This is a genomic window from Undibacterium sp. Di24W (assembly GCF_049340325.1).
Lineage (GTDB): Bacteria > Pseudomonadota > Gammaproteobacteria > Burkholderiales > Burkholderiaceae_D > Undibacterium.
The window spans coordinates 627,355-648,610 of the sequence record NZ_JBMPOP010000002.1; the positions used below are offsets into that span (position 1 = coordinate 627,355).

General features: G+C 47.9%; 15 protein-coding genes. 10 read left to right on the forward strand and 5 right to left on the reverse strand.

Translation table 11 applies throughout. The features are described 5' to 3' along the window. Positions 1–91: 91 nt before the first annotated feature. The gene (locus ACO0KZ_RS06185; protein WP_422993813.1) at positions 92–2,485 is read right to left on the reverse strand and encodes a DEAD/DEAH box helicase; all 2,394 of its coding nucleotides are present in this window, start codon (positions 2,483–2,485) and stop codon (positions 92–94) included. 451 nt (positions 2,486–2,936) lie between these two features. Between ACO0KZ_RS06185 and ACO0KZ_RS06190 the strand changes: the two genes are divergently transcribed. Further along, a complete protein-coding gene (locus tag ACO0KZ_RS06190) occupies positions 2,937–4,529 on the forward strand; it encodes a response regulator (protein WP_422993815.1) in 1,593 nt (530 codons plus the stop codon). Positions 4,530–4,542: 13 nt separating this feature from the next. On the opposite strand, the gene ACO0KZ_RS06195 is transcribed toward ACO0KZ_RS06190, so the two are convergent. Next, positions 4,543–5,949, reverse strand: a complete 1,407-nt coding sequence (locus ACO0KZ_RS06195; protein WP_422993817.1) for a DUF1501 domain-containing protein — start codon at positions 5,947–5,949, stop codon at positions 4,543–4,545. Positions 5,950–5,968: 19 nt separating this feature from the next. After that, on the reverse strand, positions 5,969–7,726 hold the full coding sequence (locus ACO0KZ_RS06200; protein ID WP_422993819.1) for a DUF1800 domain-containing protein: 1,758 nt from the start codon (positions 7,724–7,726) through the stop codon (positions 5,969–5,971). Between the two features lie 351 nt (positions 7,727–8,077). On the opposite strand from ACO0KZ_RS06200, the gene ACO0KZ_RS06205 reads away from it, so the two are divergent. Further along, positions 8,078–8,923 (forward strand): hypothetical protein, encoded by an 846-nt coding sequence (locus tag ACO0KZ_RS06205; protein ID WP_422993821.1) that lies wholly within the window; start codon positions 8,078–8,080, stop codon positions 8,921–8,923. Positions 8,924–8,976: 53 nt separating this feature from the next. Here the strand turns inward: ACO0KZ_RS06205 and ACO0KZ_RS06210 are convergent, their stop codons facing one another. Further along, positions 8,977–9,516 (reverse strand): DUF6622 family protein, encoded by a 540-nt coding sequence (locus ACO0KZ_RS06210; RefSeq protein ID WP_422993823.1) that lies wholly within the window; start codon positions 9,514–9,516, stop codon positions 8,977–8,979. Positions 9,517–9,711: 195 nt separating this feature from the next. Here ACO0KZ_RS06210 and ACO0KZ_RS06215 point away from each other — a divergent pair, with 195 nt between their 5' ends. From ACO0KZ_RS06215 to ACO0KZ_RS06225, 3 genes are all read left to right on the forward strand, one after another. Then, positions 9,712–10,173 carry a DUF2721 domain-containing protein gene (locus tag ACO0KZ_RS06215; RefSeq protein ID WP_422993825.1) on the forward strand — a complete coding sequence of 154 codons (462 nt, stop codon included), beginning with the start codon at positions 9,712–9,714 and terminating at the stop codon, positions 10,171–10,173. 208 nt (positions 10,174–10,381) lie between these two features. Further along, positions 10,382–10,888, forward strand: a complete 507-nt coding sequence (locus tag ACO0KZ_RS06220; RefSeq protein ID WP_422993827.1) for a hypothetical protein — start codon at positions 10,382–10,384, stop codon at positions 10,886–10,888. Positions 10,889–10,949: 61 nt separating this feature from the next. Then, entirely contained in the window at positions 10,950–13,232 is a 2,283-nt protein-coding gene (locus tag ACO0KZ_RS06225) for a UvrD-helicase domain-containing protein (RefSeq protein ID WP_422993829.1), read from the forward strand. A 37-nt stretch (positions 13,233–13,269) separates the two neighbouring features. On the opposite strand, the gene coq7 is transcribed toward ACO0KZ_RS06225, so the two are convergent. Then, positions 13,270–13,902 (reverse strand): 2-polyprenyl-3-methyl-6-methoxy-1,4-benzoquinone monooxygenase, encoded by a 633-nt coding sequence (gene coq7, locus ACO0KZ_RS06230; protein ID WP_422993831.1) that lies wholly within the window; start codon positions 13,900–13,902, stop codon positions 13,270–13,272. Positions 13,903–14,252: 350 nt separating this feature from the next. On the opposite strand from coq7, the gene ACO0KZ_RS06235 reads away from it, so the two are divergent. The 5 genes from ACO0KZ_RS06235 (at position 14,253) to ACO0KZ_RS06255 (ending at position 21,220) form a co-directional block, all read left to right on the forward strand. Continuing rightward, positions 14,253–15,320 (forward strand): porin, encoded by a 1,068-nt coding sequence (locus ACO0KZ_RS06235; protein ID WP_422993833.1) that lies wholly within the window; start codon positions 14,253–14,255, stop codon positions 15,318–15,320. Positions 15,321–15,548: 228 nt separating this feature from the next. Continuing rightward, positions 15,549–17,765, forward strand: a complete 2,217-nt coding sequence (locus ACO0KZ_RS06240) for a DUF5916 domain-containing protein (protein ID WP_422993835.1) — start codon at positions 15,549–15,551, stop codon at positions 17,763–17,765. A gap of 414 nt (positions 17,766–18,179) precedes the next feature. Further along, positions 18,180–19,307 (forward strand): homoserine O-succinyltransferase MetX, encoded by a 1,128-nt coding sequence (gene metX / locus ACO0KZ_RS06245; protein WP_422993837.1) that lies wholly within the window; start codon positions 18,180–18,182, stop codon positions 19,305–19,307. Continuing rightward, complete coding sequence (gene metW, locus ACO0KZ_RS06250; protein ID WP_422993839.1) at positions 19,304–19,909, forward strand: methionine biosynthesis protein MetW; 606 nt, start codon at positions 19,304–19,306, stop codon at positions 19,907–19,909. The genes metX and metW overlap by 4 nt, the downstream gene beginning before the upstream one ends. A 3-nt stretch (positions 19,910–19,912) precedes the next feature. Beyond that, positions 19,913–21,220, forward strand: a complete 1,308-nt coding sequence (locus tag ACO0KZ_RS06255; RefSeq protein WP_422993841.1) for an AmpG family muropeptide MFS transporter — start codon at positions 19,913–19,915, stop codon at positions 21,218–21,220. The last annotated feature ends 36 nt before the right edge of the window (positions 21,221–21,256 follow it).

Sequence of the window (21,256 nt, forward strand, 5' to 3'; positions counted from 1 at the left end):
GGGATTGCGAGCAGGCTAACTTAGCTGAGAAATTGAATAACAAAAAACCGCCTATCAGGCGGTTTTTTGTCTACCAATGCGGCCTAGCACATCAATACTTCTTCGCCTTACTTACGCCTTTAACCGTTTCAAAACGACTACTGCTACCACCGCGTGCTGTTGCTGGCTTTTTGACGCGTGGTGCTGCCTCTTTTTCAGCGACACGGCGATTGCCACCTGCAATACGTTCTTTCAAAGGCACTGGTTTAGCATTGACCAACATAGTGCTCGGGCCGATTTCTTTGATGTCTAATTTTTTACCAGCGACCCACACGCCTTTTAAATGCGTGAGTATGTCTTTTGGCATACCGACTGGCAGATCGACAGTCGAGTAATCGTCAAACAAACCGATATGACCGATTAACTTCGCATCCAAACCTGCTTCATTGGCGATCGCGCCGACGATATTGCCTGGTGTGACGGCGTGTTGCTTGCCGACTTCGATACGGAAAGTCTGCATAGGAATCGCGACTTTGCCTTTGCTGTCTGCACGTTTTTTGTCAGCTTTAACTGGGGCTTCATCGGCCGGGAAAGTGGCTGCGCGTTCGACGACTTTGTCTAGTTTGCTGCGATCAGATTTCCTTTCGAAACTATCACTGCGCTCTGTGCGCTCGGCACGTTCAACACGAGGTGCGCGCTCAGTACGTGGTGCACGTTCGCGAGGCGCTTCGTCATTGCTGCTAGCCGCTTCGCCGTCCGCACGGATATTGAGTGCCTGGCCTGCAACACGCACGCTCTTCAAATGCGACAACATATCTTTTGGCAAATCTTCTGGTAAATCTAAGACCGTGTAATCGTCGTAGATGTCGATGCGACCGATATGTTTAGAATCGATGTTCGCTTCGTTCGCAATCGCGCCGACGATATTGCCTGGCTTAACGCCGTGCTCATGACCTACCGCGATACGGAATGTGCGCATGCCAGGTTCAGCGGTGCGTGGGCTGTGCTCACGACGTGGGCCGCGGCTTTCGCGATCGCTGCGGTCACCAAATCGGCTGCCACGTTCATTGCTGTCGCCACGATCACCACGTGCTGGACGATCTCCGCGTTCAGTACGGCTACCGCGTGAAGGAGCCTCATCACGCCAGCTGTCATCGGTTTTCACTTCGCGTTTGTTCTTATCTAGTAGCAGTGGCTCGTCGCCACGAGCCATCTTGGCTAATGCAGCGGCGATTTCAAACGCTGGGACATTGTGTTCGCTTTCGTATTCGGCGATCACGTTCAGGAATTGTTCGAGTTCGCCCTGTGCCAAAGTCTCCGTGATCTGATCTTTAAAGCGTGAGATACGCACATTGTTAACAGCCTGAATGGTTGGCAATTCCAATGGGGATACCGGTTGACGCGTCGCGCGTTCGATCGCCTTTAAGAGATTTTTTTCACGTGGTGTGATGAACAAAATCGCTTCACCGCTACGGCCTGCACGACCGGTACGACCGATACGATGCGTATAGCTTTCTGGATCATGTGGTACGTCGTAATTGACGACGTGGCTGATACGTTCTACGTCCAGACCGCGGGCAGCAACGTCGGTTGCGACCAAGATATCGATCTTGCCGTCTTTTAATTGTTGAATCGTGCGTTCACGTTGTTGCTGTTGAATATCGCCATTGATCGCAGCGACTGAGAAACCACGCGCTGCTAATTTGGAAGCGAGTTCCTCGGTACCGAGTTTGGTACGGGCAAAGATGATCATGCCGTCAAAAGTTTCCGCTTCCAAAATACGCGTCAATGCGTCGAGCTTATGCATGCCGCTGACCAACCAATAACGTTGGCGAATATTGTCGGCCGTACCGGTTTTTGCTGCGACTGTGATTTCAGCAGGCTTGTTCAAATAAGTTTGGGCGATGCGCTTGATCACGGAAGGCATGGTCGCGGAGAACAACGCGGTCTGATGACCTTCTGGCGTCTCTTGCAAGATGCGTTCTACGTCATCGATAAAACCCATGCGCAGCATTTCATCGGCTTCATCCAGTACCAAAGTTTTGAGTTGAGATAAATCGAGTGAGCCTTTATCCAAATGATCAATCACGCGACCCGGGGTTCCGACCACCACGTGCACACCACGGCGCAACGCTGACAATTGTGGACCATAGCTTTGACCGCCGTAAATCGGCAAGACATGGAAGCCTGGAATATAACGCGCGTAAGTCTGAAACGCTTCTGCCACCTGAATCGCCAATTCGCGCGTTGGCGCTAACACCAGTGCTTGCGGTGCGGTTTGACGAATGTCGATCTGCGACAAAATCGGCAAGGCGAACGCAGCGGTTTTACCAGTACCTGTTTGCGCCTGACCTAGAACATCGCGGCCTTCTAACAAAGTTGGGATAGTAGCGGCTTGAATCGGCGATGGCGATTCGTAGCCAACGTCGCTCAATGCGCGTTGGATGGCTTCACTCAATTGCAGGTCAGCAAAGGTGATAGTCGGGGATAATTGGGCTTCAGACATGGGGCGGGCTCACTAGAGGAACATCGGGTACAAGAGGCGCGTTTTTCACAGGATGCGAAAAAGCATAAGGCCGTAGTTTACTCTCAGATGCGGTTTCTGCCTAATGGCTTTGCTGATTTTCGCTTAAAAATCATGCAATTAGCTTTAAAAGTAAGCTTTTTTAATGGCAAAAAAATATCTTCTGTCGAATTGACCCTGTTATGGTCGTCATTGCGTGGGCTAGGTTTGCGCTATAACTTGGGTTTTCCGTGCGCCTCGGTGTTGAGAGGCTTTAGATTCCCACCATCCTCAGTTTAAAGGCAGTGCGGCTTGGCTTAGTCTGTTGCACACCATGTAGCATTGATGTTAAAGATAGTTTTTTCATCTTGCTTCTGATGTCGAATGAGGGTATTTTCTTTCTAAACTAACTGATTGAATTTGTTTTCGTCCTTAATTTGAAGGTTGGGTAGAAATGGCTGACGCGTGTGAAATTTTGGTCGTCGATGATATTGCGGCGATCCGTAACATCATTGTGCAACAGCTCAGATCTTTGGGATATTCTAAAATTCAGACTGCTTCGAATGGTGATGAGGCCTTACGAATCCTGAACCTGTCCTCGCCGAAGTTAATTATTACAGATTGGTCCATGCCGGTGATGAATGGCTTGGAACTGTTACTCGCCGTTCGGCAAGATTCGCGCCTGAAAGACATCCCTGTGATTATCGTTTCGGCGGAAATGCAACGTGACTATGTCATGCGGGCGATTCAAGCAGGCGTGAAAGATTTTTTATTCAAGCCATTTAAGCCTGAAGAGTTAGCGCGCAAAGTTCGTAATGCGCTCACCAATTCCTACAATACACCTGATAGCTCGGGTAGCAACGCTGAGACGGTTGCCGGAAAAACCGAGAATAAACGTCCAACGGTATTGGTAGTGGACGATACGCCATTTAACCTAAAAATGGTGGCTGGTCTTTTGCAAGATCAATATCAAATCAAAATTTCCGCTAGCGGCCTTAGAGCGATCGAAGTATGCCAAATCGCTGCGCCAGACTTGGTGCTGCTTGATGTGATGATGCCTGAGATCGACGGCTTTGAAGTTTGTCGCCGTCTCAAAGCCGATCCTAGAACCGCTCATGTTCCTGTCATTTTTCTTACTGCAATCGGTGATGCCGACAAGATTGCTGAAGGGTTTGAGCTGGGTGCGGTGGACTACGTCACCAAGCCGATAGAACCCGTCATTTTGAAAGCACGCGTCGCCGCCGCGATACGTATCTCACTCAATCACGAACACATGCGCGAAAAATATGATCTTTTAATGGAGAACTCGCGCCTGCGGGAGGAGGTGGAACGGATTGCCCACCACGATCTTAAGAATCCTTTAGCAATCATTTTGGGACACACTGCCGCGTTTTCTGAGGATAGCGGGTTAAGTGATGAGCAGCGAGAAAAGATCAAAATGATAGAACAAAGCACTTATGAAATTTTGCAGTTAATTGATCTCTCGAATGACCTGCTTAAAATCGAGCAAGGCCGCTATATCTTGCAATCGAAGCGTGTTGATATGTGCGCATTAGTGCGCAGGGTGTGTGATGAAAATCAAAAACTATTCATGAGCAAAGACGTGGTCGTCGAGGCAAAATTTGGTAACGATGGCGTAGCGCACGACGAGTCTGTGCACGGTGAACAAATGCAGGGTGAACAATTACTATTGTATTCCATGCTGCACAATTTTCTAAAGAATGCAGCAGAGGCAAGCAATGCGGGTGATCGCGTCTCGTGTGAATTGCTTGTTAATGACGCTATCGAAATTCGTATACATAATCCAAGCCGCGTTCCGACTGTGGTCGAGTCACGCTTTTTTGAAAAGTACGTGTCGCATGGTAAAGCGCACGGAACGGGTCTCGGTACTTATTCTGCCAAGCTCATTGCTGAAGCGCATGGCGGTACGGCTAGCATGCGAAGCTCGGACGAAGAGGGCACGGTAGTCACGCTGCATTTTCCACGCCAGTCGTCCGAGTCGCTGTTAAAAAGTGATCGAGAATTGCTTAGTAACGAAATAGCTTAGAATTTTCGAGAGCTTAGACAAATCCTAGATTTCTGCTACTGGCATTAAAATTTGCCAGATTCGGCAATAAACTGAGTAATTCAGAATCAGAGATACCTAACCATTTACCTAAAGTGGCGGCGTATTGGTCGACCGAAGTGCTAGGCAATAAACGTCCTTGACCAACATCGTCAGGGCCATTGCTGGCGACGATCGGCGCGGTGCCGTAAAAGCGTTTTCCGTTCACCGCACCGCCGAGCATAAAATGCATACTGCCCCAGCCATGATCACTGCCATCGTTATTGCCACTCAAGGTGCGGCCAAAATCGGAGGCAGTAAACGTGGTGACTTGATTCGCGACTCCCAGCTCCAATGTCGAATTGTAGAACGCTGCCATGGCATCTGCCACAGTTTTCAATAAAACGGGATGATCTGTGAGCAAACCATCGTGATTGTCGAAGCCGCCCAAAGACACAAAAAACACTTGGCGTTTGGCGCCCAAAGTCGGCGCGGCAGCGATCATGCGTGCCACCATTTTGAGTTGGTCACCGAGACTATTATCGGTAGGGAAAACGGTTTTTATTTCTGGACCAGAAGCGAGTGCGCCACTGAGAACGAGATCGGCATCGATCGAACGTTTGGTCACACGGTTGTATTCGTTTTCAAATACATGGCTGCGGCTTTGCGTGACCAAATTGCGTAAGGCATCGGAACAGGCGCTGGAGCCAAATAGCGGCGATTGCAAACCAGCAAGCGGCACTGATCCATTGGTAGTGATTTGGTATTGCACTGCTTGATTTCCGGCTAAATACACGGCGTTGCCTGATACATTGACGCAGGTAAATGTGGCATTGCCATTGCCCGATGCAAACAAATCGCCCATACGGCCACCCCAACCGGACGTCGCGCCCTCAGGAGAGGATGATTGCCATACCGATTGTTGATCGTTATGGGAGAATAACTTCGGCGGTAGCGGTACGCTTTTGTTGTTGTACTCAAGTTTACTGGTAGGTTGTATCAAAGTGCCGACATTGAGCAGTACGCCCATTTTTCCGGCATTAAAAATAGGGAGTAGTGGCGCTAATTCAGGTGCCAGCGCAAATTCACGCGCAACACCTGCGCTATCGACAGGCACTGCGCTGGGTACCAATAGCGTCGAAGTCAAGCTCGCGCGTTGATATGCCAAGCTGGGACGCAGTTGTTGGTAAGCGTTGTAGTTACTGCTGTCGTAAGGTACCAGGGTATTGCCGTAATCATTGCCACCGTACATAAAAACACAGACGATAGCTTTGTAGTCGGTGGCGGTGGCTGCCGCCGCTTCAGCCATCGCAGCCAGATTCACCGCCCAAGGTGTGGCGACGCCAGCGACTGCGAGCGCGGAACCACGTTGTAAAAAAGCGCGACGCGATGCATTGATGTTATTCGGCTTATTTGAGTTCATGATGTTCTCTCTTCTTTATTTATTTTAAGACGATAAATTCAGGTGCCGCCAAGATCAGCGTCAACGCCGCATAAATTCTTTGACTGCGATTGCGGTCATTGGTCGCAGGCATGCTGGCAATCGCATTTTTTATGCTAGTAATGTTGGTGTTACCAATTTGATTCGCTGCCAGTAATAAATTTAGTTCATCAACTAAGGCCTGAGGATTGTTCGCCAGTGGTAAGAGAGCGTTGTAATCCCCGATGAGATCGCCAGCGATTCGAGTGCCACTCACAGCGTTTTGCATGAAATTGATATAGCCAACGACCGATGATTCGCTGACGATTTGCATCTCTGGCGCGACTAAGTTGGCATTGGCAATCGCGCTATTGGGCGGCACATAGCCAGGTCGGAAAAAATTGAAAACGGAGGGTGAACGTAGCGGACTTTGCCCCAGTTTAGTGCCTGCATCCGAAGTGTCGCCGACGCGCCAGGTGTCGCTGGCGGAGGTGGCGTTGAAAGCGCGAGCCCAGTTCAGAAATCGAACTATTGGTTCACGTACTTTGCCGAAAGTGGGATTCGTTATATTGATAGTATTACGCGCTTCGTCATCGAGAAAAATCGCTTTGATGACTGCTTTTAAATCGCCCTTAACCCCAATATTATTACTACTAAACACCGAACTGACGCGCGCCACGTAAGCGGGGCTCGGATTGCTGGTGACCAGCCGTTGTATCAGTTGGCGCGAGATAAATGGCGCGACATTGGGATGCTTAAAGATGATGTCCAGACTCATGCTTAAAGCCGCTTCACCACTCAGACCCGCTGGGACGGTTTCGCCTAAAAAGCTGGATGCACCTGTTTCATGTTTGCTGGGAACTTGCTTGAGTGGGCGACGATGGTAATCGGGTGTACTCAGATTGCTGCTACTTAAATCAAAATCCCAACCGGTGAAGACGCGGGCAAGACCCGTGATGTCGTCGAGCGTGTAAGTTTCTTGCTCGACACCATCTCGCAACACGGCCGTTCCGTCGGGATGTAGTTGCAGTAAACCGATGCTGAATAACTGCATGAGTTCACGCGCATAATTTTCATCGGGAAGTGCGCCGGTACTGGGATTGTATTTTGTATTGCCACGGAAAGTTAGATACAAACTCATCGCGCTTGAGGTACTGACTTTTTGCAGTAAGTCGCGGTAGTTGCCAAAGCAGTTTGCTTCCAGCATATCTAGGTAACTGGCGGCGGCAAAAGCCTTCCAACCGCCACCGTTGACCAAACCATTGATGCTGATGACCAAAATTTCTGATAAGGCCAGCGTTACTCTTTGGCGCAAAGTATCTGGGGAATTGAGTAATTTACGCCAGGCACAAGAATCAAAACCCGCTTGTGAATTGCGCAGGCTGATATCGTTCATGCCTTTTGACACTAGCCAATCCCAACGGCTCATACTGAGTGGCATGGCCATCTGTTCATCAAGCCAGCCGCTGTAGCCTAAGCTTTGTACTTTTTGTATCAGCGCTCGAGTGACGCCTAACCCCGCTTGCGCTAAAAATCGTGCGGCCTCTGCATCGCTAATAGGGGCAAGCGTTGCCATACTAGGCGCACCCGCCATGCCAGGATTGCTAGTGGCAATGGCGTTATTGGCATTCTCGTTCATTGAGTTATTTCCACCGCATGCGCTCAGCAGGCTCACAACGCCCAAGCTAGCAATTGTGGTGGTGGACGATGCGGTCGAGTTTTTGGCGGCCGCGTTATTAGTGGGCGTAGGCCGGTTGGGAGATATTGTCGTTGTCATCATGTTCCCTGTCTGCAGTGAGTGGTCGGTGCGTTGATAAGAATTCGCATTCGCGGTAGGACTGCGTCCAGATTAATGAAGCTTACGAAGAACAACAAGCAGGCTTTGTAAGCAAATGTGAGCGTTGAAACAGGCGGACCAAAGCGGATTTAAGCAGCAGAAAGAGCGACATTGCCATGTTTTGCTTCGAAGCTTTGTTACATCTCTTGCGGAAACATACAATTCGTTTGGTATGGGCAGATGAAAAGAATGTAATAAATTGAGCTTCTGCAATGCTTTGATACAAGCTTTGGCTCAGATTGAGGTATCCTTGCCAACTTCCATGAAAAGCAAAGCAATTTGAATTAGAACCGCATGAAGTTGTACACAGAATCACGAGAGCGCGAGCTAGAAGAGCAGGGAACTATTCAGATCCACATTCGTATCCGACCTAGACGTCTGGCGGCGATAGTGTTGGTACTGTTATTGCATGGCTTGTTGCTATTTTTCTTGTTAAAAATTCGTGCTGATATTCAAAATGGCAAACCAGTGGGTGGTCCCATGATTTTTGTCATGGACAAAATCGCTCAACTCAAAAAGGGTGAGCCTGCGCCTAAGAAGTCGGCAGCTAAGGCACCGCCAAAGTCTTCTAATAAAGCGATTTCGCGTCCGGTGAACCCAGATGCAATTGTTGTTCGCACGCAAGAGCCAGTAAAACCAGTCAAGGCTGAGGAGCCAATGCCAGATATGGCCAGCATGCTCAACGCCATCCGTGAACGCCGACAACAATCAGAAGCCGCAGCGGCCGCAGAAAATCAGGCGGCACAACAAGGTCAGCGTGGACAAAGTCCACAAGAGATTGCGGAAGCGAATGTAAAACGTAGTATGCAGCGCGCCTCCGGACAAGATGGCACCAGTGGTGTATTCCAGATCATCAGTAAGAGTGTGCGCATGGGGACTTTCTCTTTCCGTGGCTGGAAGGTGAATAGCAATGGCTGGAAGCAAACCATTGAGGTTGATGCTGGTGTGAATGGCAATATCGATTTGGCGATGGTGCGTAAGATGATAGAAATTATTCGTACCCATTACAAGGGCGATTTTCGATGGGAATCGAATCGCTTGGGACGTGTAGTGAATTTATCGGCGCGGGTGGAAGATAGTGCGGAGTTAGAAGCATTTATGTTGGAAGAGTTTCCAGAGTTCGCCAAGCCTAAGCGTTGATTTTATGTTTGCTTAGGCTAGGACTTGATAAGCTGTCTAAACGCAGCTCAGATTTACACCGCTAAATTCAACGTAGATTGTTCGGATTTTAATAAACGTAAAACCACCAACGCACGCACCAAGAAAGCACCATTCAAAACGCCAAATATTGCACTGAAACTAAGTGTGAAAGCGGCTTGTTGCGCCAATGCTGGTAGTATCGCCAGACCTGCGGAGACTGAATATTTGGCCACAAACATGGTCAAAATTAATAATAGTGGTAACCAACTTCCAGGTACGCGGAACAATTTGCTTTCCTTCTCATAACGGATGCCGCGACCTACACCGATTCCCAATAAGCCAATTGCGCTGATGACCAACGCGCTTCCCCAAACAAATAAAACGGCAGAAGACAATCCCAAGCTCGATGCCATGCCTGACAGTGAGAGACCCAGCATCACCAATGGCAAAATACACAGGCGTTGCAGCGATAGCTGGCGACTGCGTGTTTGGCTAAAGCCGAGCACACACAGACCCGTTAATAACAGCCAAACCCAGCCTGGCGTATGTGATACTAAGCTAGATACGAAGGCTGGAATCATTGATGTTGTCATGTCGTTCTCCGGTAAGTGATGGAATGGCGTCACTGTGCCTATCCGGAGGGATGGCGGCTAGCTAAATGCGACTAAGAGCCGCTTTTTAAATCTTAAAGGTCTATTTTCGACGTGAATGGTGAGAAATATGGACGAAAATTGTTGTCGCCTGTCAATGTTAAAATACTGTTCATGTTCAATTGCAGGAGAAATATCGTGCTCAATCTACATCTGGGAAACATCGGGCAAATCATTCAACTGGCAATTGCCCCAGTATTTTTGCTGACCGGTGTCGGCACCAATCTGACTGTCCTGACGAATCGACTAGCGCGCATTATTGATCGTTCACGAGTATTAGAAGATATCGTTACCTCGCAACCAAATATAGGCTTAACACCGATTATGCGAATAGAGTTGGACGAGCTCTATCAACGTTCGCACTTAATTAACCGCGCGATTACTCTGAGCTCGACTTGTGCTTTATTGGTATGCCTGGTGATTGCTGCCTTGTTTCTCGGCGACGCTCTGGGCCTTAGACTCGATAAAATTATTGCTTCCTTATTTGTCCTTGCCGTATTGGCATTAGTCGGCAGCTTTATCTTCTTTTTGCGCGAGATTTTTGTCGCTACTAAAACTTTAAGACGCCAGCGCGAACATGGTGCGAAGTTTTTGCCTTAATCGCGGTCAATGCTACAAGAGCGTGAACGAAAAACCACGCTCTTGACCATTCCCCCTTCAAACCAGCGTCTAAGGCTTGTGTTGTCCTTCATTTGAGGCACAATGGAATTTCATTACTTAATTGCCTCATTGAAGACCGCGCTTGCAAGCAAATTGGTTGTCGGCTTCTGAATTTAACGAAATAAGTGATTCCCTACAGGAGTTGACGATGATGACTGTGCCCATCATTATAGATTTCGAAGCATCCGGTTTTGGACAGGGTAGTTATCCAATTGAAGTCGGCTTCTCTGGCCGTCATGGCGAAGGTTGGTGTTCATTAATTCGCCCCGAGGAAGATTGGGATCATTGGGATGCCGGGGCAGCCAAGATCCATGGTATTCCGCGCGAAGTATTGGTTGAGCGTGGCAATACACCGCAATTTGTTGCCGAACAATTAAATTTTTTTCTTGGTGGTCGTACCGTGTACACCGATGGCTGGGGACAAGACTACGTTTGGATGGCGCGTTTGTTTGATGCGGCGCAGATCACTCCTAGATTTAAGCTCAATGATCTCTTTGAAATTATCGAAGAAGAGCAAATGCCAAACTGGCATGTCACCAAAGAACAAATTGCCAAAGAACTATGCGTCGCGCGGCATCGTGCCAGCAGCGATGCTAGGGTGCTGCAATTGACCTGGCTGCGCACCTATGATGAAGCAAAGAAGCTGACTGTATAAAAAACCAGTCTTTTTCGCCGATCTGCCGAAACACACCCTTACACTCCCGTATAATATCGGGATGCAAAATCTCCTACACAATCTCAATCCTGAGCAGCTCGCTGCCGTCACTTTGCCAGCACAATCGGCCTTAATTTTGGCGGGTGCTGGTTCTGGTAAAACGCGTGTCTTAACTACCCGAATAGCCTGGTTAATTCAAACCGGTCAGATCTCGCCGAATGGTGTGCTGGCAGTAACTTTTACCAATAAATCGGCAAAAGAAATGTTAACGCGCTTGTCGGCGATGCTGCCAATCAATACGCGCGGAATGTGGATAGGGACCTTTCACGGATTGTGTAATCGCTTACTGCGCGCCCATCATCGTGATGCGGGTTTACCGCAGACGTTTCAAATTCTGGATTCGGGTGATCAGCTTTCTTTCATCAAACGCTTATTGAAAGCGAATAACATTGATGACGAAAAGTACCCGCCTAAAACTTTGATGTATTTCATCAATAGTGCCAAAGACCAAGGTTTGCGTGCGCCGCAGGTGGACGCTTATGATGACTTCAATCGTAAGATGGTGGCGCTGTACGACCTATATGATTTGCAATGCCAACGCGAAGGCGTGGTTGATTTTGCTGAACTCTTATTGCGTACTTACGAATTACTGAGTCGCAATCAACCTTTGCGCGAACATTATCAGGCCCGCTTCAAACATATCTTAGTCGATGAGTTTCAAGACACCAATGACTTGCAATATAAGTGGCTCAAGCTGATGGCGGGCACGCAAGGTGCGGTGTTTGCGGTGGGCGATGATGATCAAAGTATTTATGCTTTCCGCGGTGCGAATGTCGGCAACATGGCCGCGTTTGAAAAAGAATTTCGCGTTGAAAATCTGATCAAGCTGGAACAAAATTATCGCTCGCACGGACATATTCTGGATACTGCCAATGCGCTAATCGAACACAATAGTAAGCGCCTCGGTAAAAATTTACGCACCGATGCCGGGCATGGCGAGCTAGTCCGAATTTTTGAAGCCAGTAGTGATATTCAAGAAGCACAATGGATTACGGAAGAGGCGAAGAATTTGATTCGGGATGGATACGAGCGCAGTCAGATCGCGATCTTGTATCGCTCAAATGCCCAATCACGGGTGATTGAACATGCCCTATTCTCGGCGAATGTACCATATCGCGTATACGGCGGCCAGCGCTATTTTGACCGCGCCGAAGTCAAACATGCAATTGCCTATTTGCAGTTGATGGACAATCCGCATAATGATTCTGCATTTATGCGTGTAGTGAATTTCCCAACGCGTGGCATAGGTGCGCGTTCGATAGAGCAGCTGCAAGATGCCGCCAAACAATACAATATTTCGCTGTATGCAGCGGTGCCTTATGTCAGTGGCAAAGCTGGTTCTTCGCTAGGTGGTTTTGTAAAACTAATAGAAGGCGCGCGCTTTGAAACACAAAACTTACCTTTACCAGAAATGGTGCAAGTGGTGCTCGATCTGAGCACTCTGCTGACCCATTATCAGAACGAAAAAGAAGGCGCGGATCGCATAGAAAACTTAGAGCAATTGGTAAATGCAGCAACTTTGTTTGTGTCCGAAGAAGGCTTCGGGCATGACGCACCAGCCTTGGCGGGGCCAGCGTCACGACCTGCGAGCAGTTTGATCGCAAATACAGATGGCATCGAAATCATTGATGCTGATGCTGCCTTGCCAACCGTGATGTCGCCGTTGTCTGCGTTCTTGTCGCATGCGTCGTTGGAAGCTGGAGATAATCAGGCACAAGTGGGGCAAGATGCTCTGCAATTGATGACCGTGCATGCGGCCAAAGGCTTGGAGTTTGATGCGGTGTTCATCGGCGGTTTGGAAGAAGGTTTGTTCCCGCACGAAAATAGTAGCCAGGAAGAGTCGGGTGTAGAGGAAGAACGCCGTCTGATGTATGTGGCGATCACACGTGCTCGGCAACGTTTGTATATGACCTTTTCACAGACGCGTATGCTGCATGGACAGACGCGTTACAACCTGCGTTCGCGCTTTTTTGAAGAGATGCCGGAAGAGTCCTTGAAATGGTTGTCGCCTAAGATTCAGCCAAGCTGGTTTGCGCGTCCAAAATCGGCTTGGGACGAGGCTCCAGAATCCGGCGCCAACGCCATTGCACAGAATTTTAACAAAAACCAGGTCAGTAGCGGAAACGCTTGGCGCATAGGTGAAAACGTCGCGCACGCCAAGTTTGGCGAAGGTGTGATCGTGAATATTGAAGGCAGCGGAACTAACGCCCGCGCTCATATTAATTTTGGCAAATTTGGTATGAAATTGCTCGATCTGAGTATCGCCAAATTAGACCGGACTTAATTTTAGAAATTAGACGTTAAATATTAGATATTGAATATTAGACATGATATGCGGTCGTGGTCATCAGCTTGGCCATACCGCGCATCAGCGCCTTGACTGGCGCGGGTAAGTCGCTGGCACCTAAATTTTGAGCAGCGGTACCGTGTTCAATCTCATCGACGCGCATTTGCTCGACGATCGCTCGTGATTTCTCATCTGTCGTTGGTAATGCTTGTAAGTGGCTGGCGAGATGCGCTTCCACTTGCTTTTCCGTTTCCACTACAAAGCCAAGGCTGATCGCATCGCCGCAACGCCCTGCTACCAGACCGCAAGCATAAGCGCCGACGTACCATAACGGATTAAGCACACTGGTATGTGAATTGAGTTGCTGCAGGCGTTCTGCCGTCCATGCCAGATGATCTTCTTCTTCTATGGCAGATCGCGCAAATTGCTGACGCACTTCGTTCGATTTCGAAAACACTGCTTGAGAGTCGTACAGCGCTTGTGCGCACACCTCACCGACGTGATTGACTCGCATTAGTCCTGCACTATGTTTTTGTTCAGATTCTGACAAGCTGTTCTCGGCGCAAGTATTGCCGGGAGTCGTGCGAGAGGCTTTCGCGTGTCCAGAAACAACCCGGAGCGAGCGGTCAAAATTAATCAAAAAATGATCGAAATTTTTACTAAACATAATTTTTCGGAAGCCTGTGAAAAAAGCGTATTGTAAGCGCCCATGAGGCGAAAACCTTGATTGCGCTCAAATTTTGCGTTAACAGAAAAATTGATTTTGTTGCTATTTTTTCGTGCTTTAATTGAGCAATGTTGTTGCAATGCCACATAAATCGGAAATATGTCTTATAATAGCGTGATTCAATTTGCCCAAAAGAGTGTTATTTGTTCCAATGCCACTTAGTATACGAGGCAAAAAGCATCCGCGCGTACTTTTTTGCGTGGCGGCACCAAGAGACAAAATTTATGACAGATAATCAATTTACAACACTGTCTATTAAAGAAATTTATTAACCTTTGGAGAATTTTTCAATGAAAAAATCACTTATCGCTTTCGCAGTATTGGGTGCATTCGCATCTGTTGCATCCGCTCAATCTTCCGTTGTTTTGTACGGTGTAGTTGACGTTAATACGACTTACGTGTCAAACCAAACTACAGCTGGCGGCAAAAAAATGTCTATGGACGTTAGTGGCTTGAGCTCATCTCGCTGGGGCTTTAAAGGTAGTGAAGATCTGGGTAATGGCTTGAAAGCAAACTTCAATTTGGAAAGTTCATTGAACATTGACACTGGCACTGCTGGTAATTTGTTTGACCGTACCGCAATTGTCGGTCTGTCTAGCTCCACAATGGGTGCATTGAACGCAGGTCGTCAAACTAACTTGGCTTACGATACTTTGGTGCAGGTTGATCCTATCGGTGGTTCATATTCAAGCACTAATCCAAATATCTTTTTTGGTGCAATGAATGGTACAAGTTTGTATGGTACGCATGGCGCAAGTAACGGTGCATCTTCTGCAGCTCGTCAAAATAATTCTATCAAATACACAGCACCAAGCGTATTGGGTGGCATCGTATTTAGCGGTATGTATGGTTTCGGCGAAAAAGCTGGCGATACACAAGCAAGCAGCTACATGGGCGCATCAGCAGCGTTCTCTGAAGGTGGTTTGACAGCAGTATTCTCATACTCACAATTGAAAGACGCTGCAAACAATTCTACTTTGCGCGCTTACACAGGTGGTGCTAAGTTCGTTGTGAACGAAGATGTAACATTGAAAGTAACTTACGCAGAAAACGAAGTTAACACAACAACTCGTAATGTTGGTGTTTTTGGCGTAGGTGCTGATTTCGCTGTTGCACCTGCAACGACTTTGACAACTGGCTACTATGGCACACGTCGCTCTGGTGACGTAAAAGGTAAAGTAGATACATTCGTGGTATTGGGCAAATACGCTTTCAGCAAGCGTACTGCTGCTTACACTTCTTTCACATATGCAAAAGCAGGTTCTGCATTGGCTAAAGATACTGACATTGGCATTATCATCGGCGCTAACAACCGTTCTGCAGCTCGTTTCGCATTGGGTGTAAATCACGCATTCTAATTTGCTTAAATTAGCAAACTTAAAAAAAACTGCCTTCGGGCAGTTTTTTTTTTGAACTATATATTAAATATATTACTCTAAGCCCGCAGTTTTGTTGCTCCTCTCTGGCCGTACTATTTCCCTTCCGTAATGCTGACATCACACCATGATGAACAGGGTATCTGTTTTGCTAATATTGAGAATTTCGACAACTACTCATTAACGATCAAAATCTCATTACCTGACATCATGAAGAAATCTCTGTTTGCTTTGTGTGCCCTGTTCTTGTTGGCAATCTCTCCAGCACAAGCGCAATTTAAGGCACTCCGCTTAGACTCCGAAACAAACAACATTAAACTTGATGGCAAACTAGATGAAAAGCAGTGGCAAGGTGCTGAGGTATTTGATCGCTTTTATCAGACACAGCCTTTTGATAAAGCCTTGGCGCATGAGCGTACCGAAGTGCGCGTGCTGTACGATCATCGCTTTTTGTATGTGGGTGTAAAAGGTTTTGATTCCGACCCAAGCCAAATTCGTGACTCATTCTCGCGTAGGGATAAAGTGAGTATTGATCAGGATTTCTTTGGCTTGTTCATTGATCCAAGTGGCGGTCATAAAGCAGCACAAGTTTTCTATGTCAACGCCAGGGGCACGGTGATGGATGGTATCTATAGTGATACCAGTGGTGATGACACAGCGCCAGATTACGAATTCTCAGTCGCCACCGCTCGCTTCGATGGTGGATGGAGTGCGGAATACAAAATTCCGTTTGCCTCGATTGCTTATGACAAACATTCCACGACACCTTGGAGCTTACTGGTGATGCGGAATATGACACGTGATCAGCGATATCGCATGTATAGCGGCGCAGTGACTCGTGCTACCAGTTGCAATTTATGCTTTTCCGATGAGATTGCTGGGATGCAGGAATTGCCATCGGGAGTGAATTGGAATGCTACGCCACAGTTGGTGATGCGCCGCTCGACTGACGAGCAGGCGGGTAAGTCGACGAAAACTGCCCGTTCAAATGATATAAGTTTGGATATGAAGTTTCGGCCGAATTCTTCGACCACGATAGACGCTACGATCAATCCAGATTTTTCTCAAATTGAATTGGATTCACCGCAGTTATCTGGCAACACACGTTTTAGTATTTTCGTGCAGGAAAAGCGCCCATTCTTCTTGGAAGGCGCTGATATTTTTCGCACACCCTTTAATGCAATTAGTACGCGCAGTATTGCCGATCCTGATGCGGGTCTACGATATACCCAACGTGACGCGGATAAAGATTTTAGTATCCTGACAGCGCGTGATGCTCCGGGGGGACTGGTGCTGGTGCCACATACCTATTACACCGCCTATGCAACCAGTCCTGTCGCCTCGATGGCAACCGATGCGCGTGCTAATTTTAGGATGGGATCGCTTTCAGTAGGTGCTGTCGCGACCGACCGGACTTATGCCGATGAGAAGGGCTATAACCGTGTTGCGGGTCCCGACTTTGTCTGGCAAATGGATCATAATCAATTGATGCGTGGGCAGTTATTGATGAGCTCAAGCAATGCGCAAATGGACGTCAACGGGAATTTGATACGTGGCGCTACTACGAATGGGCACGCGGCGTATTTTGACTGGTCGCGTGGTAATGATCAATGGGGTGTGTCGGCTAGCTTGCGTGATTTGAGTAAAGACTTTCGAGCGGACAATGGATTTTTTTCCCAAGTTGGATTTCGTAGTATCAACACGGATCTGACCAAAAAATTTGGTCGCGTCGGTGCCTTGAATGAATTAAATGTGTATGTATCAGGCGAATACAAATTGGACAGCGATGGCAATTTAATGGCTAAGAGTCTCACTCCGGGTGTGCGTATTGCTGGACCCTATGATAGTTCAGCCTATTTAAATATTAGTCCCACTGTGAAGAATCGTGTGAACCAAAACGGTGATTTATTTTCTTTGGCGCGTATAGCAACTGGCTTCGCTGCCAGCCCGGGTAAAGCGATTGCGCGTGTAGCGTTTGATATGTCGTTTGGTGACGTGATCGATATTTTGGCGAATCGTCTTGGTCGTGGCGGTTCTTATTCTATGAGCGCAAAATTGCGCCCGATAGATCGTTTGGAACTCGAACCTAGCTTTGCCAGCAGCTGGATTAATGAAGAAAAAACGCGCAGTGGTGAACGTGCGTACTTGGAAACAGCTATGCAGATTAATAGCATTATTCATCTGAGTTCGAAAGACACTTTGCGAGTCATCATCCAAGATGCCCGTACCACGCGCAATCCTGATTTGTACTCAATTGCGGTAGCATCCGAGAGTAGCCGGAATGTGAATTCCGTGGTGTACACCCATCGAGCGGGTGTCGGCACTGCGACTTATTTAGGCTGGACCATGACCAAATCCGAAACTCCAGGTTTCGTTGCCAAGCGCAAGCAAGCGGAGTTATTTGCTAAATTGTCATGGCAAATCTAGCTCTGAATGTGTAAATCGTAAATCTAGCGGATACAAGCAAAATAGTAGGGCGACGAAGTCGTTGCATACTTTTTGATCAATAAATCGTATTTGACGACAGCCGCAGACTTCGCTATCCTTCACACATTGCGCCGATTTGAAATCAGCTTGCGGGCGCGGTTTGAATGTTTGAAAAAATGTTTAAACAAATAAATACGGCTAAAGCGAGCTTGAATGCCGCAGTACCACTTTCCTCATTCAGCCCCTCTTTTAGCCCCTTTTTAAATTAGAACTTACGCAAAACAGACGCTGACGTCGTTTCGTTTGCCTCGCCGTACAAATGTACTGTCTTCGGCTCCGTGCCTAGTCAGCTCAATTTTGCGTAAGTCCCAAGATTTTTTAAAGTGAGGCCTTTTGGTCTCAAGGGAAAAACCTATGTCATCCGTTGGAATCGTCACGCCACAAGCGTATCGCTTCAGTGATCCTTTGCCCTTGCAAAGCGGCGCCAGCATCGCCGATTACACCTTGATGGTGGAAACTTATGGCACCTTAAATGCCGACAAATCGAATGCAGTTTTGGTGTGTCACGCTTTAAATGCCTCACACCATGTCGCCGGTTATTATGCCGACCAGCCAAAAAATATAGGTTGGTGGGATAACATGGTCGGACCGGGGAAACCTTTAGACACGAATAAATTTTTCGTCATTGGCATCAATAATTTAGGCTCATGTTTCGGCTCTACGGGGCCTATGCATATCAATCCAGCGACGGGAAAACAATACGGCGCGGATTTTCCGGTCGTTACGGTAGAAGACTGGGTACGAGCCCAGGCGCGGGTTGCCGATGAAATGGGTATCGCCCAATTTGCCGCCGTGATGGGAGGCTCGCTCGGTGGCATGCAAGCATTGGCGTGGAGTATTTTGTTTCCTGAGCGCCTGCGTCATTGCGTGGTGATTGCTTCAACACCCAAACTTTCAACTCAGAACATTGCGTTTAATGACGTCGCGCGGCAAGCAATTCTGACTGACCCTGATTTTCATGGCGGCGATTTTTATGCGCACAAAGTCGTGCCCAAAAATGGTCTGCGTGTGGCGCGTATGATAGGTCACATTACCTATTTGTCGAACGACGATATGGCCGAAAAATTTGGACGAGAGCTGAAAACTGCTGACTATCAGTTTGGTTATGGCGTCGAATTTGAAATCGAATCCTATCTGCGTTACCAAGGCGATAAATTCTCTGATTACTTCGATGCGAATACTTATTTGTTGATTACCAAGGCGCTCGATTATTTTGATCCGGCGCGTGAGCATGGCGGCGATTTAAGTAAAGCCTTGGCCGGTACGAAAGCGCAATTCTTGCTCGCTTCGTTTACGACTGACTGGCGTTTCTCACCGGAGCGTAGCCGCGAAATCGTCAAAGCGCTAGTCGATAACAAACGTACGGTGAGTTACGCTGAGATCGACGCGCCGCATGGACACGATGCCTTCCTATTGGATGATGCGCGTTACCTCAATTTTGTGGCGGCTTATTACAATCGTATTGCGCAGGAGCTCGCATGAATGTTCAAGAATTAAAACTGCACCGTCCCGATCTCGCCTTTATTGCTGATTGGATTAAACCTGGTTCGCACGTCCTTGATGTCGGTTGCGGTGATGGCGTGATGCTCGATTACTTGAGGACTGATAAGCGTTGCAGTGGATACGGCATCGAAATTGCGGATGACAAAGTCTTGGAATGTACAAAGCGCGGCATTAATGTGATTCAGCAAGACATGGAAAATGGCTTGAGTATGTTTGGTGAGCATGCCTTTGATACGGTCTTATGTTTATCTTCGCTACAAATGATGAAGCATGTAGAACCGCTATTGCGTGATATCGCTCGCGTCGGCAATGAGGCCATCGTGTCTTTTCCGAACTTCGGTTATTGGCCGCATCGCACGGCTCTCTTGCAAGGGAAAATGCCGGTGTCTAAGTCACTACCGTTTGAATGGTACGACACGCCTAATGTGCGCTGCGCAACGATTTATGATTTCGCCGATCTGGCCGATGACGTCGGTTTGGAAGTGATGGAATGTGTCGCGCTGCATGAAGGTAAACAGATACACTGGCTGCCTAATTTGCGTGGTAGTCTTGCGGTTTTCCGTCTCAAGAAGAGAACTTAAGATATGAGCGATCAAGATCAGAAGCCCAATCAAAAACAGACCGCACTCGCCGTGAATAAGTGGCAGACCTATTTCAATAAGCGTATGTTGATTTTGGTCTTTCTCGGTTTTAGTTCCGGCCTGCCACTTTTTATTCTGATCAATCTAGTGCAAGCCTGGTTAGCGAAGTCGGGTATCGATATCAAAAAGCTGGGCTTGTTTACGCTGGTGATGTTTCCCTATCCGTGGAAATTCGTCTGGTCGCCTTTGATGGACAGATTTAGCTTTGGCTCGCTTGGTCGGCGCCGTGGTTGGATGGCGTTTACCCAGGTCGCCTTGTTCTTGTGTGTCGGCGCGATGGGAATGCTTGATCCTATCGCGCAGTTTTCATGGGTGATTCCGCTGGCAATTGCGGTGGCGTTTTTCTCTGCAAGTCAGGATATTGTTATTGATGCCTTTAGCCGTGAAATTCTCGACGATAACGAACAAGGTTTGGGTGCCGCCGTCAAGGTGAACGCCTATAAGGTAGCGGGCCTTGTGCCGGGCGCCTTGTCCTTGATATTGGCGGACATGATTTCCTGGACCTGGGTATTCTGGATTACCGCCGCGTTCATGTTACCAGGTCTGTTCTGTACTTTGTTAGTGCAAGAACCTAAATCTTATGGTGTGCCGCCGAAAGACTTAAAAGAAGCCGTCGTTTTGCCTTTCCGAGAATTTGTGACACGCGCCGGTTGGTTGCACGCATTTTGGATTTTAGCTTTTATCTTTTTATATCGTATCGGCGATACCATGGCGGCAACGCTCGCGACCAAGTTTTTTCTGGATTTGGGATTTCAGCTTTCTCAGATCGGCACTATTGCAAAGCTCACTTTGTTTTGGGGCAGCATCGCCGGCGGTGTGGTAGGTGGCGTTTGGATGATCAAGCTTGGAATTAATCGCGCACTCTGGATATTTGGTGTGCCGCAAGCCCTGAGTATTTTGGGATTCGCGCTATTAGCGAAACTCGGTCCTGATCCCATCATGTTAGGTGTAGTACTTGCAACTGAAGCTTTTGGCGTTGGCCTGGGAACTGCTGCTTTCGTGGCTTATATAGCTCGTGCCACCGATCCACGCTATACCGCCACGCAATTTGCCTTGTTCACCAGCCTAGCCGCTGTTCCGCGCACGTTTACCACGGCGCTGATCGGGTTTATTGTTGCCAGCACCGGATGGTTTAACTTCTTCCTGATTTGTTTTGCTTTGGCGATTCCTGGTATGTTACTTTTATTTAAAGTCGCGCCTTGGAATGGTGATCAGGTGAAATCTTCTGAAACAACAAGCACGGCTAATTAAATGTTTCCATAAAGTAGCGTTAGCAATCTTTTGCAA